The following is a 14,115-nucleotide window of genomic DNA, read 5'->3' as shown; positions in this document are numbered from 1 at the left end:
AGCTCGGCAGGAACGGCCACTTCGGCTGGCCGTGCCTGCGCCGCTTCGACTCACCCGCCTGTACTGCCACCGGAGGACAGCGGAAACCGGCGGATCGCTCCGCTCACCCACGGATTCCTGTACGCGGCCGCGCGAGCGGCGAGCGGCGAGCGGCGAGCTGCGCCTCCCCACTTCGTCGGCCAAGGCGGCGTCGTTCTGCGGCCCACCTCTCGACCCCGTCGGAACTCCCGAGCGCTCGTGCTCGGGCGCCGCGGACCTCAGGCGCGTCGGGGCAGCTGTGGACGGCCTGCCATCGCACCTGGAGACCCTTGGACTCTTGGACCCCAAGATCTGGCATGCCACGGGATGGACCCTGCGGGCGCCGGGCTGTCCGGGGCTCGGCTGACCGGAAGGAGTGACCCATGCATGTCGTGATGTCCGGCGGAAGCGGCTTCCTGGGGTCACACCTGTGCGAAGTCCTGCTCCGCAGAGGTGACAGCGTCTGCTGCCTGGACAATTTCTCCTCGGGTAGATCGGTCAACATCGCCCATCTCATGTCTGTGCCCGGATTCCGCTGTCTACCGTGCGATGTCACAGAGGCGTTCAAGGTTTCCGGAAAACCCGACGCCGTCGTGCATCTCGCGAGTCCTGCTTCGCCCATCGATTACGACCGTCATCCGCTGGAGACACTCGCTGTGGGCAGCCGGGGAACGGAGAACATGCTGCGGCTGGCGGTGAGCCATGGGGCACGCTTCGTCCTGGCGTCCACCAGCGAGGTATACGGCGATCCCACAGTGCACCCTCAGCATGAGGGCTACTGGGGACACGTCAATCCCATCGGACCCCGCAGTGCCTACGACGAGGCCAAGCGCTTCGCCGAGGCCATCTCTATGGCCTACTGCCGCAGCGAGGGGGCCGATGTGGGGATCGTCCGCATCTTCAACACGTACGGCCCTCGCATGCGGGCGGATGACGGTCGGGTCGTCTCCAGCTTCATCAGTCAGGCCCTCAGGGGGGAAGCGCTGACCATCTTCGGGGACGGCAGCCAGACAAGGAGTTTCTGCTACGTCGACGACTTGGTCCGCGGTCTGGCCGCCATGATCGACTCGACTGAGCCGGGCCCGTTCAATCTCGGAAATCCTCAGGAGCGGACGGTCCGGGACCTTGCGGAACTAGTGCTGCTTATCACCGCCTCGGACAGCGAGCTGAGCTTCGTCGAGCGGCCGGTCGACGATCCGGGTCGTCGACGCCCTGTCATCACCCGTGCGCGTGACGTGCTCGGCTGGCAGCCGCAAGTGCCCTTGGAGGAGGGATTGCAACACACCATCGACTGGTTCGTCTCGCAGCACGACGCAAGGAGCGAACCGCCGGTCCGGTCCGCGACGTGGCAGGTCTCCTGAGCGCCGTCCTCCCAGCGGGGTGGCGAAACGAGTTCGCGGGCTCCCGGCGCACCGCCTAGGCAAGGAGCCGCGAGCCGACGTCTCGGGCTGTTGGTGTCGTCCAGTCAGGACAAACAGCCCACATGGGCCAGAGCCTGCTTGAGGAGGGTGCCGTGGCCGCCTGGCATCTCGTTCTGGACCAGGGGTGAGGACGCCTCCTGAGGGCTGAACCAGACCAGGTCCAGGGCGTCCTGGCGGGGGCGGCAGTCGCCGGTCACCGGGACGATGTAGGCGAGTGAGACCGCGTGCTGGCGGGAGTCGTGGTAAGGCGTGATGCCCTGGGTCGGGAAGTACTCGGCGACGGTGAAGGGCTGGAGTGAGGCCGGGACGCGGGGCAGGGCGACCGGGCCGAGGTCCTTCTCCAGGTGGCGCAACAGGGCGTCCCGGACCCGTTCGTGGTGCAGCACCCGGCCGGAGACGAGGGTGCGGCTGACCGTCCCGTCGGGCCCGATGCGCAGCAGCAGTCCGATGCTGGTGACTTCGCCGCTGTCGTCGACCCGTACGGGTACGGCCTCGACGTACAGGATCGGCATGCGGGCGCGCGCCATCTCGAGTTCGTCCGGAGACAGCCAGCCTGGCGTGGTTTCGGTCAAGTCAGACATTGGTTGATCGTACTTTCAACCCTTGCCGTTTCGCGCCCGCCGTCGCATGTCACACGTGACCCGCGCCACTGGGGAGTGGGCCGGCCGCCCGTGTTGTAGTCCGATTTTGCATAAGCTCGTTGTTCAAAATTGGAGCATGGGTTAGCGTGGCCTCATCCAATTTTGGACGATGTGTTTCTCCCCGGCAATCGGCCTCCATGTCTTCGTCCTCCTCGTCCGCCTGTAGCCCCTCCCTTTGTTTGGAGCACCCATGACCGTCGCCGTCGAAACTGGCCTGTGGCAGCTCGACCGGACCGCCTCCACCGTCTCCGTCAGCCAGAAGACCATGTGGGGCATGGTCACTGTGAAGGGTTCCTTCGCTTCTGTCAGTGGTGAGGGTGAGGTCCGGTCCGACGGCACCGCCCTCGGCTCCATCACCCTGGACGCCGCTTCCCTGGACACCAAGAACGCCAAGCGTGACAAGCATCTGCGTTCCGCCGACTTCTTCGACGTCGACAACCACCCCGAGATCACCTTCGTCGTGGAAGGCGCCGAGGCCGGCCCCGACGACACCGTTCAGGTCGTAGGCCGGCTCACCGTCCGTGGCAGCAGCCGTCCCTTGTCGTTCACAGCGCGTGCTGTCGGGGCGAGCGCCGACGGAGTGACGCTGGAAGCGGAGTTCACCGTGGACCGAAGCGAGTTCGGTATCGCCTGGAACCAGATGGGCATGATGCGCGGGCTGACCACGGTCACCGCTGCCCTTCGCTTCGTACGCGCGGCGGGCTGAGCTTTTCGCGGCGCGACGGCGGCTTCCGGCTTCCGGCCCCCGCACCGCCTGTCTGTCCGCGGCCCGCCTCCCGGCCAGGTCGGAATGTTCCCGCCTACTGGAACACTCTGGCCTGGCCATCGAAGGATTGAGGATTCGCGGTCAGGTCGGTTCGTTCTCCGTCGTCTGCGGCAGCAGTCCCCGCAGGGCCTCGCACTGGCGGTGGTCCATCGTGTTCCTGACCGCCTGGGTCATGGCGGCCGTCAGGGCGGGGGAGACGTCGCGCAGGAGCCGGCGGGCCTTGTCGGTGAGCGAGACCTCGACTCCGCGCTTGTCGCCGCACACCGAGCGGCGGCTGACCAGGTCGGCGTGCTGCAGACAGGCGACCTGGTAGGTGAGGCGGGTCTTGGGGCGACCCAGCAACTCGGCGATCTGTGTCATGCGCAGTGCGGCGCCGGGCTGGTCGGCGAGCAGGCACAGCACCAGGAACTCGTCGTGCGAGACCCCCATGTTCTGTTTGACGACGGCCCGCAACTGCTGCTCGATCGAACCGGCGGCGGCCAGCAGTTGCATCCAGGCCCGCAGCTCGGGGGGCAGCAGCCCGGCCTCGCCCGTCCGCTCGGGTACGGGCAGGTCGGCGGGGGTGGGGGAGTCGGCCATGATCCCCCAGTCTACCGGTCGTCCACATTTGGATCAGCTCTGCCCGAGCCCGGCCCAAGCTCTTACCCGAGCCCGGCCCAGGTCCTGCCCGGCAGGTCGCCCGTTCGTTGCCCGAGCCCGGCCAAGCCGTGACCCGAACCCCGCCCGGATCAGTTCATCGCCTCCATGATGCCGTCCCACAGCCGGACCCTGGCCTCCAGGGCGAGCTTCGTCGTCTCGACCGCCTGCTCCCAGTGCGCGTTGTCCGTGCAGAGGTCCGCGACCATCTGCATGGCCATCGGGGTGTGTTCCTCGCCGTCCACCTCGATGTGGCGGGCCAGGTAGTCGCAGAAGACCGGGAACCTCTCGGTGCCCTCCTTCTTGATGACCTGGTCGAACATCTCCGGGATGAGGTCCTCCCGGGAGAAGGCGAATGCCGCGGCCTGGCAGTGCAATGGCCGGTCGGCGATGATGCCGAACGTCGTGTAGACGAACTCGGCGGCGGGAGCCGGAACTTGGGCACCGCGCAGTGCCGAGGGCACGTCGTGCCCCTCGCGCAGCAGATCGATGAACGTGTCGATCCGGCTGGTGTCCGCGTCCGCCTCGGCCATGCCGTTGCGGTAGAGCTCGAAGTGGCTGGTGAATCCGCCGTTCAGCTCGTCGCTCTCCTCGACCAGCACGATGTCGTTGATCAGCCGGCGGCTCACCTGAGACCCGTGGGGCACCCAGGGAACGTCCACGCAAGTCAGCTGCCGTTGCAGGGACTTGAGCAGGGACATGAAGTCCCAGACCGCGAAGACATGGTGTTCCATGAACGTCGCCATATCGGCCCGGTCGTTGATCCGCTGGTAAATCGGATGGGCGGTGACTTCCTTGCGGGCCGGTTCGAGTGCGGCACGCATCCGCTCGATTCCCTCGTGGGTCACACTCCAGTCGTACCTGGACATGCATCTCCTTCTTGCTGTTCCCGATACCGTCGGTGCTCCAAACGGCAGGGAAATTCATGGGACCGCTGTGGGGGATGTTGCAACTTTGGGGGAGTGGTCGGCAAGCGGTTTCCCAAATTCGGGAAAAGTTACCCCGCGTATCCCGCGACAAAAGATGTGAAGACCAGTGAAAATCCGGCAAAGACTAACTTTACGGACACCCGAAAAATTCCTGTTGCGTTTTGAACATGCTGTGTCCCGACTCCGTATTCAGCGTCGTGAGCAGGAGTCCCGTTACCGTCACCGTCGCGTACCAGGTGGTGCCGGGCCGCGAGGCCGACTTCCACTCCTGGGGGTGGGCCGGTCTGCGTGCGTGCGCGCAGGCACCGGGTTTTCTGGGTGGTGGCGTGCTGGTCGACGGCGAGGCCGAGTGGCACGTGGTCTACCGGTTCGACAGCGATGGTTCGTACCGGACGTGGGACAACTCGGTCACCGCCGTCCAGTGGGCGACCCGGGCGGAAGGGCTCGCCATGGAGACCGGACGGCAGGTCGTGCACGGCTCGAAAGCCTGGTTCGAGGCGCAGTCCACACGTCCCGCGGCGCCCGCCGCACCCCGTCCGCCACCAAAATGGAAACTTTGGTTCGTCAATATGAGCGCGGTTTTCCCGCCGGTACTCTTATTCAATCTCCTCATACTTCCTTATCTCAGTAGTCTCAATGCTTTCTTTCGTACCCTGCTGCTGTGCCTGGCTGTGACGGCCATTGTCACGTGGTTCCTCATGCCCCGGCTGCAGCAATTCTTCAAGAAATGGCTGTACCCACCGCTGCAGGCATTGCGTGGACGGCACAAGCGGCGGCCCGCGTAAGACTGAGAACGACCAGAGGGAGGTGGGCGGGTGAAGACCCTGCTCATCGACAATTACGACTCTTACACGTACAACCTGTTCCAGCTGATTGCCGAGGTGAACGGCGAGGAGCCGCTGGTCGTACTCAATGACGCTCCGCCCGACGAGATTCCCGATCTCCGGACGTTCGACAACGTCGTGGTGTCGCCGGGGCCCGGCCACCCGGCGAAGCCGCGTGACTTCGGCATCGGCGCGAACGTGCTCGCCGCGGCCACCGTCCCGGTGCTGGGCGTCTGCCTCGGCCACCAGGGCATCGCCGCGAGCGAGCACGCCTGGGTGGCCGCCGCGCCGGAGCCCCGGCACGGTCATCTCTCGACCATCCGGCACAACGGTCAGGACCTGTTCGAGGGGCTGCCGCAGAACTTCACCGCGGTCCGCTACCACTCCCTCTCCGTCCGCGAGCCGCTGCCCCTGAGCCTTGAGCCCACCGCCTGGGCCGAGGACGGTGTGCTCATGGGGCTGCGCCACCGCAGCAGGCCGCTGTGGGGCGTGCAGTTCCACCCGGAGTCCATACTCACCGAGTACGGCCACCGCATGTTCGTCAACTTCCGTGAGATGACGAGGGCGTCGGCCGGCCGGAGCGGTGCGGCCGCATCCGGCGCGGCGACCTTCCCCGCGGCCCCCGTGCCGACGACCCCCGCGGCCGACTCCCCGGCAGCGGACGCCCGCACGGACGACGCCGCGGCCGGCGCGCCCCCCGCCGCCATCCCCCGTCCCCGCCGCGCCGCCCCGGTCTTCCGGCTCCACACCCGCCGCATCACCGGCGCCGTCGACGCCGAGCGGGCCTTCGGCCGGATGTGCGCCGACGCGCCCCGCGCGTTCTGGCTGGACAGCTCACGGGTCGAGGAAGGCCAGTCACGCTTCTCGTTCTTCGGGGACGGCCGCGGCCCGCTCGCCGAGTTCGTCCGCTACGACGTGGTGAACGGCCTCTGCGAGATCGAGCGCGCGGGGCGTCCCGTGCGCAAGGTCCGTGCGAGTGTCTTCGACTACCTCAAGCGGCAACTGGCTACTCGTCAGGTGGACGCCGCCGGGCTGCCCTTCGATTTCACCACCGGCTACGTCGGTTACTTCGGCTACGAGTTGAAGTCCGACTGCGGCTCCACCAACCGTCACACGGCCGAAACCCCGGACGCCTGCTGGCTGTTCGCCGACCGGCTGATCGCGGTGGACCACCAGGAGGGCCACACCTACGCCCTGTGCCTGGCCGAGAACACCTCGCAGGGTGCCCGCGAGGCCGCCGACTGGCTCGATGCGGCCGTGGCCCAGCTCAGCTTCGTCTCGGACGGGCCCACCGACCCGGCGACGCCCGCGGCCCCCGACCTCGCCGCCGCCGAACCATGGCTGGTCCGGGACCGCGCGACCTACCTCGCCGACATCGAGGCCTGCAAGCGCGAACTCAGGTCCGGCACCACCTACGAGGTCTGCCTCACCAACGCCGCGCGGTTACCCGCCCCGCACGACCCCTACGAGTACTACCGGGTGCTGCGCCGCCTCAACCCGGCCCCGTACGCGGCGTTCCTGAAGTTCGGCGAGCTCGACGTGGCGAGTTCCTCCCCCGAGCGGTTCCTGCGGATCACCCGCGACGGCGTCGCCGAGGCCAAACCGATCAAGGGCACCGCGCCCCGCGGCGGCAGCCCGGAGGAGGACGCCGGGCTGCGCGACGAACTCGCCGCGGACGCCAAGACCCGCGCCGAGAACCTGATGATCGTCGATCTGCTCCGCAACGACCTGGGCCGGGTCTGCGCGACCGGCACCGTACGGGTACCGAAGCTGATGGCCACCGAGACGTACGCCACCGTCCACCAACTGGTCTCCACCGTCGAGGGCCGGCTGCGCGAGGGCACCGGCGCCGTGGACTGCGTACGCGCCTGCTTCCCCGGCGGCTCGATGACCGGCGCGCCCAAGCTGCGCACGCTGGAGATCATCGACAACCTGGAGACCGAGGCCCGCGGGGTGTACTCCGGCGCCATCGGCTACCTCGGTTGCAGCGGCGGAGCAGACCTCAACATCGTCATCCGCACCGCCGTGTTCGCCGGCGGAGAGATGCAGCTCGGTACGGGCGGTGCGATCGTCCTCGATTCCGATCCGGAGGCCGAGTACGCCGAGATCCTGCTGAAGGCGGCCGCGCCGATGAGCGCGTACCAGGAGCACACCGGCCGCGGCGCCCGCCGTGAACCCGCCACCCTTTCGGTCCCCGTGGAGGAGCCGGCCCGATGACCATGCCCATGCTCACCCTGACTCCCGCCGAAGCGGCGGGCCCCGGCAATGTCGCGGCCGTGCTCGCCACCCGCGCCGAGCACCGAGGCTGGAACGGCCGGCCCGCCTTCCATCAGGGCCACCAGGTCTGGACCCATGGTGAGGTGCACGACCTCGCGGCCCGTGCCGCCACCGTGCTCGCCGACCACGGGGTGGGTCCCGGAGACCGGGTGGTGCTGGCGCTTCCCGACTCCCTCGCCTGGGTCACCGCGTTCCTCGGTGTCGCCCGGCTCGGCGCGGTCGCCGTCCTCGTCAATCCCGAACTCACCGCGGGCGAGCACCAGTTCATGGCGGAGGACACCGAGGCCGTGCTCTGCCTGACCGGGCCCGGGCTCGAGGACCGCTTCGAGGGACACCGGCGGCTGGGCGCCGATCAGTTGGTGGCCCTCACCGCAACCAGCGCGCCCGCGACGCACGTTCACGACGCCGGGGCGCGCACCCCCCTGTACATCCAGTACACCTCGGGGACCACCGGCAACCCCAAGGGCGTCGTGCACTGCCACGGTGACCTGGAGACGTACCACGAGCTCATCGGCAAGCGACTGCTGAAGATCACCGAGAACGACGTCACCCTCTCGGTGTCCAAGCTGTTCTTCGCCTACGGCTTCGGCAACGCTTTCGTCTTTCCGCTCTTCTCCGGCTCCTCGGCCGTCCTCGTGGACCGCCGGCCGAGCCCCGCCGCCGTCGACGAACTCGTCGCCCGGCACCGGGTGACCCTGTTGTACTCCGTGCCGTCGCAGTACGCGGCGCTGGTCACGGACCGGGGCCATGGCCACGAGGCATGCTTCGCCTCCGTCCGCGCCGCCGTCTCGGCCGGCGAGGGCATGCCCGCGGGGCTGGGCGAGCAGGTCACCGAACTGCTCGGCGCCCCCGTACTGGAGCAGATCGGCTCCACCGAGGCCGGGCACGCGTTCTGCGCCAACAGCTACGACCACAACCACCCGGGCACCGTCGGCCGTCCCGTGCCCGGTTTCGAGGTGGAACTGCGGGACCGTGCCGGACGCCCCGTCCAGGACGGCGAAGAAGGCGAACTGTGGGTGCGCGGGCCGTCGTTGACGCCCGGCTACCTCAACCTGCCCGAAGAGACTGCCCGCACGCTCGTCGGCGGCTGGCTGAACACCCGCGACCGGGCCCGCCGTGAACCCGACGGCACCTTCCGGCACCTCGGCCGTGCCGACGACATGGAGATGGTCGGCGGTATCACCGTCTCCCCGCTGGAGGTGGAGGCCGTGCTGCGCACCCACCCCGCGGTCAAGGAGGTCGCGGTCGCCGCCGTCACCGACGAACGCGGCGCCAGCAAGCTGCGCGCCTTCGTCGTCACCACCCCGCCGATCGGGGCCGGCCTCGAGGCCGAACTCATCTGCCTCGCCCGCGACACCCTCGCGGCCTTCAAGGTCCCGCGCAGCGTCAGCTTCGTGCCCACACTGCCCCGCACGTCCACCGGCAAGCTCCGCCGCCACCTCGTCCGCCAGGGCGCGTGGTGACCGTGGCAGCACCCGCACCCGCACCCTCATCCACGTCAGAAAGGAACGGCCCCATGTCACAGCCACAGCCTCTGCTTGCCGACCGCGGGTTCTACCTGGGGCCGATGTTCCGGCAGGCCGCGGACCGCCACGGCGCCGTCTTCGTCACCCTGGACCGGCCCCTGGACGTCGCCCCCGACCTCGGCGTCGACCTCAGCTACACCGTGCTGGCCACCTTGGTCGAGGAGCTCTCCAGCCGGCTCTGGGAGGCCGGTGTCCGGCCCTCCGAACAGGTCGCCATCCACAAGACGGACAACGTCGACATCGTCCTGCTGACCTGCGCCGTCTCCCGGATCGGTGCCGTTCCCGCGCTGCTCTCCCCAGGTCTCGCGGGCCCGGTCGCCGGTCAGCTCCTCGAGCGGCTGCACAAGCCCTGGCTCATCACCGACCGAGCCAAGCTGGAGGGAACACTGCGGGAGGTCCCGGTCTCCGACCTGGTACGGCAGACCCTGTCGGTGGACGACGCGCCCGGGGCGGTCCCGCTGGAGAAGTACGCCGGAGCCGCGCCCCACGCCGCGGTACGGCTCCACCCGCGCGAACCCTCGCTGATCACCCACAGCTCCGGCACCACCGGTGTGCCCAAGCTCGCGGTGCACTGCGCGGGCACCATGTGGAACCGGCTCGTACCGCAGAAGGCCATGGGCTGGCCCACCCGCGGGGAGAGTGCCGCGCTGCACATGTCGTTCGTGCACTCGCGCTTCTACCACCTGCTCGGCGTGCTGCTGCACTACGGCAGCCCGCTGCTGCTGATCACGGACCCGGAGCCCGCCTCGGTCGGTCCGCTGCTGGCCCGCCACCGGCCCGGCATCGTGGAGACCCACCCCAACACCTTCGTCCTGTGGGAGGAGTTGGCGGACGCCCCCGGCGCGCCGCTGTCCCGTGTCCGCTCCTACGGCTCCACCTTCGACGCCATCCACCCGCGCACCGTACAGAGGCTGCTCGACGCCTCCAAGCGCCGCTCGCCCTGGCTCATCCAGCTCTACGGGCAGAGCGAGACCGGTCCGGTCGCCTTCCAGTGGTTCACCCGGCGCAGTGCCGCCCGCGCGGACGGCCGCCGGGTCGGCATCGGCATCCCCGGCTTCACCCGGGTCCGCATCGCCGACGAGCAAGGCAGGCGCGTGGCACCCGGCACCGCGGGCCGGATCGAGGCCCGCACCCGCGGCCGTATCCTCACCTACCTCGGCATGCAGGACCGCTACGACCGCCAACTCAACGACGGCTGGTGGGAGATGGGCGACATGGGGCACCAAAGCCGATGGGGTGCCCTCTACCTGATGGACCGTGAGATAGACCAGATCGACTCGGTGCACAGCAACCTGGAGGTCGAGGACACACTGATGTCCCGGCTGGAGGAGCTGCGCGAGGTGGTCATCGTGCCCGGCGTCGACCGTGAACCGGTCCCGGTGGTCTGCGTCCGCGGCGAGGCGCCCCTGGACCTGGGCCGCTGGCGGGACGCCACCGCCGACCTGCCCAAGATGGCCGAACCGCGGCAGTGGCGGTTCGAGGAGCTGCCCATGACCTCCACCTGGAAGGTCAAGCGGGTGGAGATCACCCGCATGATCAGCGAGGCCACACCGGCCGGGAGCACCGCCGCATGAGTGCGGTCGTCGTGGTGGGCGCGGGACCCGTGGGCCTGTCGGCCGCCCTCGGGCTCCGGGCCCACGGCCTGGACGTCGTCCTGCTGGAAGCCGACCCCGAGGGCCGCAAGCGCCCCGGCAGCCGGGCCCTGTTCGTGCACCGCGAGACCCTGCACCTCCTGGAGGGAATGCGCCCCGGCCTCGCCGCCGAGATCACCGGGTACGGGCAGACCTGGCACACCAAGCGCACCCTGTACCGGGGCCGCGAGGTGTACTCCCGTACCTTCCCGCCGCCCTCCGGAACACCGCCCTTCACCAGCCTGCGCCAGGTCGACACCGAACGCTTCCTGCTCGCCGCCTGCAAGGACGCCGGGGTGGAGTTCGTGTGGGGAGCCAAGGTCGAGGGCGTGCGGGTCACCGACGAACAGGTGGTGCTGACCGGCGGGGACGGCCGCATCTGGCGGGCCCCGTACGTCGTCGCCGCCGACGGGGCCCGCTCCGCGGTACGGCGCGAGATCGGCGTCCCGCTGGAGGGCAACCACTCCAGCGGCTTCCACGTCGTGGTCGACGTCGCCGACATCCCGGGCGAGGAACTACCGCTGGAGCGGGTGTTCCACTACGAACACCCCGGCGTCGGCGGACGCAGTGTGATGCGGGTGCCGTTCACCGGTGGCTTCCAGGTCGATCTCCAGTGCCGCGACGACGACCGGCAGGAGGACTTCGGCACCGAGGAGTCGGTACGGCGGTGGCTGCCGGCCGTGGCCGGCGACGGATACGCCGAGCGCATCCTGTGGGTGTCGACCTACCGCTTCCTGCGCAAGGTGGCTGCCAGCTACACCGATCCATTGCACCGGGTGCTGCTCGTCGGCGAGGCGGCCCACCTCTTCCCGCCGTTCGGCGCCCGGGGCATGAACAGCGGCATCGCGGACGCCGCGGCAGCGGCCGACGCCGTCGCCGCGGGCACGCGGGAGGCGGTCGCCGACTTCGACGCCAAACGGCGGGCCGCCGGGCTGTTCAACAGTGACGCCGCGGGCACCGCCCTGGCCCATCTGCGGCCCCGGCGCCGGATCGTACGGGCCAAACAGCGCGCGGCGGCGGCCCTCGCCCCCGTCCTGCCGCGCTGCGGGGCCTGGCTGGAACACGCCCCGTACGGGCCGCGCAACGGCTCACCGGCGAGCGCCGGACGAAAGTACTGAACCACCCGAGAGACGACTGTGCCGAGAGCTTTGCGAACCGGACCGAGAGGAGCCTAGGTGACATCACCCGCGATCGCAGAGGGCCTGTTGGCCTGGAACCCGGGCAGCGGGCTGACCCGGGGCCTGGCGGCCGACACCCGACTGCTCGCCGCGGACTCGTGGCTGCTGCGCGACGGACTGGTGCGCGGGTTCGACCGCCACCGGGAGCGTTTCTTCCGTGCCTGCGCCGACTGCGGTGCCCCGCCGTTCGACCGGCTCACCGAGTTCTGGCGGGACATGACGATGGCACTGCCGCGCACCGGAACGTGGTTCCCACGCGTCGAACTGGCCCGCGGTTCCCTGCAGCTGCGGCTACTGCTGCGGCACGCCCCGGAACTCGCCCCTGCGGTGCGGGTGTGGGCGGCGGGCCAGCCCGACCCACGGACCGTGCCCCGCCGCAAGGGCCCCGACCTGGACGCCCTCGGCCGGGTACGGCAGAGGGCCGCCGGACAGGGGGCCGACGAGGCGGTGCTGATCGCGCCCTCCGGCATCGTGCTGGAGGGGGCCGGCTCCAGCGTGCTGTGGTGGGAGGACGACACCCTGTGCATGCCCTCGCCACGACTGCCCCTGCTGCCCGGTGTCACCAGCGCGCTCATCCAGGAACAGGCCCGGCGCATCGGCGTCCGGGTCGCCCACCGCGAGCGCACCCTGCAGGAACTGGAGGGCCGTGAAGTGTGGTTGGTGAACGCGCTGCACGGCATCCGGCCCGTCTCGGAATGGACGGGACGACCGCTTCAGGCGGGGCCCGCGCTGCAGGCCCCGGAATGGCGGAAATGGCTGGACTCCGTCATGGAGCCGCTGCCCGACTGACCGTCGGCATTTAACCTGGTGAAGCGGAAGCGCCGGGCCGAAGGAATTCGACCCGGCGCGGAATTGCGTGTTCGTTTCTTTCGAGTGCTCTTGGTTCTTGCTTCAGCTCTCTTGCTGCAGCTCTTCGTTTCTGCTTCAGCTCTTCTTGGCCGGCTGATAACCGCCCGGCACCATGCGCTGCGCAATAGCGATGCGGTTGTAGGCGTTGATGACCGTGGCCGCCCAGATCAGGGCCGCGACCTGCGCCTCGTCGAAGACCTCCGCGGCCTGCGCGTACACCTCCTCCGGCACGTGCCCGTCGTGGACCAGCGTCACGGCCTCGGTCAACGCCAGTGCGGCGCGCTCCCGTTCGTTGAAGAACGGCGTCTCCCGCCAGGCGTTCAGCGCGTAGATCCGCTGCTCGGTCTCGCCCGCGGCGCGCGCGTCCTTGGTGTGCATGTCGAGGCAGAACGCGCATCCGTTGATCTGCGAGGCGCGAATCCTGATCAGTTCCAGGAGTTCCGACTCCACCTTGGCGTCCTGCGCCGCGGAAACGGCCGCGCCGTGCAGCGCGCCCATCGCGGCGGATGCCTCGGGAGTAATCTTCTTCAGAACTACGCGGGTTATGGGGTCGCTCTTGCTCATACGGTCGACTCTATAGGTGAATTGCGGATGGTGAACCGTGAACTGTCGGAATATCGCTCTCGGCTGAGGGGATATTCGGGCCATGTCGGCACCTCATGGAGTTCTGTACGGGACGTGCGACCGTGCTGTTCAATGACACTGCACGCAACCCGTTCGGGAGAGGAGCCGCCGTGAGGCCCGCAGCCGTACCTCCCGTCGGCGACCGCATCCGGCAGGCGCGCCTGGCGCGGGGAATGAGCCTGCGCGGCCTGGCCCGCGAGATCGGTGTGTCCGCGAGTCTCATCTCGCAGATAGAGACCGGCAAGAGCCAGCCCTCGGTGAGCACCCTGTACGCGATCACGACCGCGCTCGCGCTCCCGGTCGAGGAACTCTTCGAGCCGCACCGCGCACCGGCCGCCGCGTCCGCCGCGGCCGACCTCGTGCCCGGCACCGTACCGCACGCCCTCGCCGGCCTCGCCGCCCAATCCGCCCGCCGCATCGGCCCGTTGACCGCGCCGGACCAGCGCGAAGTCCTGGAGCTCGATTCGGGCGTGGTGTGGGAGCGGCTCGGGCACGTGCCGGGCACCGAGGTGGACTTCCTGCGCGTGACCTACCGCCCCGGAGGGTCCTCCTCCAGTTCCGGTGGTCTGATGCGCCATCCCGGAACCGAGTACGGCTACCTCACCTCCGGCGAACTGGTACTGACACTCGGCTTCGAGGAGCACGTCCTGCGTCCCGGCGACGCCGTCTGCTTCGAATCGAGCACCCCGCACCGCTACCGCAACGACGGTCCCGAACCCGCCGTCGGTGTCTGGTTCGTGTTCAGTATCCCTTGACACCCCCGGACGGCGGTCGTTCACTTCCCCTGAGCGAACT

General features: G+C 69.2%; 13 protein-coding genes. 9 read left to right on the top strand and 4 right to left on the bottom strand.

Annotation, left to right across the window (positions count from 1 at the left end):
- The first annotated feature begins 401 nt into the window (after positions 1-401).
- On the top strand, positions 402-1,379 hold the full coding sequence (locus EF387_RS27930) for a UDP-glucuronic acid decarboxylase family protein (RefSeq protein WP_128379374.1): 978 nt from the start codon (positions 402-404) through the stop codon (positions 1,377-1,379).
- 104 nt (positions 1,380-1,483) lie between these two features.
- Here EF387_RS27930 and EF387_RS27925 read toward each other — a convergent pair whose 3' ends face one another.
- On the bottom strand, positions 1,484-2,020 hold the full coding sequence (locus EF387_RS27925) for an NUDIX hydrolase family protein (protein ID WP_128379373.1): 537 nt from the start codon (positions 2,018-2,020) through the stop codon (positions 1,484-1,486).
- A gap of 250 nt (positions 2,021-2,270) precedes the next feature.
- On the opposite strand from EF387_RS27925, the gene EF387_RS27920 reads away from it, so the two are divergent.
- On the top strand, positions 2,271-2,786 hold the full coding sequence (locus tag EF387_RS27920) for a YceI family protein (protein WP_128379372.1): 516 nt from the start codon (positions 2,271-2,273) through the stop codon (positions 2,784-2,786).
- A 141-nt stretch (positions 2,787-2,927) separates the two neighbouring features.
- Here the strand turns inward: EF387_RS27920 and EF387_RS27915 are convergent, their stop codons facing one another.
- Together EF387_RS27915 and EF387_RS27910 are read right to left on the bottom strand one after the other, a co-directional pair.
- Positions 2,928-3,425 carry a MarR family winged helix-turn-helix transcriptional regulator gene (locus EF387_RS27915; protein WP_128379371.1) on the bottom strand — a complete coding sequence of 166 codons (498 nt, stop codon included), beginning with the start codon at positions 3,423-3,425 and terminating at the stop codon, positions 2,928-2,930.
- 149 nt (positions 3,426-3,574) lie between these two features.
- Positions 3,575-4,351 carry a DUF3050 domain-containing protein gene (locus EF387_RS27910; protein ID WP_202918387.1) on the bottom strand — a complete coding sequence of 259 codons (777 nt, stop codon included), beginning with the start codon at positions 4,349-4,351 and terminating at the stop codon, positions 3,575-3,577.
- 227 nt (positions 4,352-4,578) lie between these two features.
- Here EF387_RS27910 and EF387_RS27905 point away from each other — a divergent pair, with 227 nt between their 5' ends.
- From EF387_RS27905 to EF387_RS27880, 6 genes are read left to right on the top strand one after another with little or no spacing between them, the layout of a single operon-like run.
- Complete coding sequence (locus EF387_RS27905; RefSeq protein WP_128379370.1) at positions 4,579-5,196, top strand: putative antibiotic biosynthesis monooxygenase; 618 nt, start codon at positions 4,579-4,581, stop codon at positions 5,194-5,196.
- Between the two features lie 30 nt (positions 5,197-5,226).
- Positions 5,227-7,452 carry an aminodeoxychorismate synthase component I gene (pabB, locus tag EF387_RS27900; protein WP_128379369.1) on the top strand — a complete coding sequence of 742 codons (2,226 nt, stop codon included), beginning with the start codon at positions 5,227-5,229 and terminating at the stop codon, positions 7,450-7,452.
- On the top strand, positions 7,449-8,975 hold the full coding sequence (locus EF387_RS27895; RefSeq protein ID WP_128379368.1) for a benzoate-CoA ligase family protein: 1,527 nt from the start codon (positions 7,449-7,451) through the stop codon (positions 8,973-8,975). The genes pabB and EF387_RS27895 overlap by 4 nt, the downstream gene beginning before the upstream one ends.
- 53 nt (positions 8,976-9,028) lie before the next feature.
- A complete protein-coding gene (locus tag EF387_RS27890; RefSeq protein ID WP_128379367.1) occupies positions 9,029-10,612 on the top strand; it encodes a class I adenylate-forming enzyme family protein in 1,584 nt (527 codons plus the stop codon).
- Positions 10,609-11,787: an FAD-dependent oxidoreductase gene (locus tag EF387_RS27885; RefSeq protein WP_128379366.1), complete on the top strand. Its 1,179-nt coding sequence runs from the start codon at positions 10,609-10,611 to the stop codon at positions 11,785-11,787. Before EF387_RS27890 ends, EF387_RS27885 begins: the two co-directional genes overlap by 4 nt.
- 57 nt (positions 11,788-11,844) lie before the next feature.
- Positions 11,845-12,636, top strand: coding sequence for an aminotransferase class IV (locus tag EF387_RS27880; RefSeq protein ID WP_128379365.1), 792 nt, complete (start codon positions 11,845-11,847; stop codon positions 12,634-12,636).
- Positions 12,637-12,771: 135 nt separating this feature from the next.
- Here the strand turns inward: EF387_RS27880 and EF387_RS27875 are convergent, their stop codons facing one another.
- A complete protein-coding gene (locus EF387_RS27875; RefSeq protein ID WP_128379364.1) occupies positions 12,772-13,260 on the bottom strand; it encodes a carboxymuconolactone decarboxylase family protein in 489 nt (162 codons plus the stop codon).
- A gap of 170 nt (positions 13,261-13,430) precedes the next feature.
- On the opposite strand from EF387_RS27875, the gene EF387_RS27870 reads away from it, so the two are divergent.
- Positions 13,431-14,075, top strand: coding sequence for a helix-turn-helix domain-containing protein (locus EF387_RS27870; protein WP_238431743.1), 645 nt, complete (start codon positions 13,431-13,433; stop codon positions 14,073-14,075).
- The last annotated feature ends 40 nt before the right edge of the window (positions 14,076-14,115 follow it).

Source organism: Streptomyces cavernae (assembly GCF_004023625.1).
GTDB lineage: Bacteria > Actinomycetota > Actinomycetes > Streptomycetales > Streptomycetaceae > Streptomyces > Streptomyces cavernae.
Note: the sequence above shows the minus strand (reverse complement) of the source record. Positions and strands in the feature narration are given on the sequence as shown.

Excerpts from the sequence above, each read along its gene's own strand:
- EF387_RS27930 (WP_128379374.1), top strand. The coding sequence starts at position 402 with ATGCATGTCGTGATGTCCGGCGGAAGCGGCTTCCTGGGGTCACACCTG.
- EF387_RS27925 (WP_128379373.1), bottom strand. The coding sequence starts at position 2,020 with ATGTCTGACTTGACCGAAACCACGCCAGGCTGGCTGTCTCCGGACGAA.
- EF387_RS27920 (WP_128379372.1), top strand. The coding sequence starts at position 2,271 with ATGACCGTCGCCGTCGAAACTGGCCTGTGGCAGCTCGACCGGACCGCC.
- EF387_RS27915 (WP_128379371.1), bottom strand. The coding sequence starts at position 3,425 with ATGGCCGACTCCCCCACCCCCGCCGACCTGCCCGTACCCGAGCGGACG.
- EF387_RS27910 (WP_202918387.1), bottom strand. The coding sequence starts at position 4,351 with ATGTCCAGGTACGACTGGAGTGTGACCCACGAGGGAATCGAGCGGATG.
- EF387_RS27905 (WP_128379370.1), top strand. The coding sequence starts at position 4,579 with ATGCTGTGTCCCGACTCCGTATTCAGCGTCGTGAGCAGGAGTCCCGTT.
- EF387_RS27895 (WP_128379368.1), top strand. The coding sequence starts at position 7,449 with ATGACCATGCCCATGCTCACCCTGACTCCCGCCGAAGCGGCGGGCCCC.
- EF387_RS27890 (WP_128379367.1), top strand. The coding sequence starts at position 9,029 with ATGTCACAGCCACAGCCTCTGCTTGCCGACCGCGGGTTCTACCTGGGG.
- EF387_RS27885 (WP_128379366.1), top strand. The coding sequence starts at position 10,609 with ATGAGTGCGGTCGTCGTGGTGGGCGCGGGACCCGTGGGCCTGTCGGCC.
- EF387_RS27875 (WP_128379364.1), bottom strand. The coding sequence starts at position 13,260 with ATGAGCAAGAGCGACCCCATAACCCGCGTAGTTCTGAAGAAGATTACT.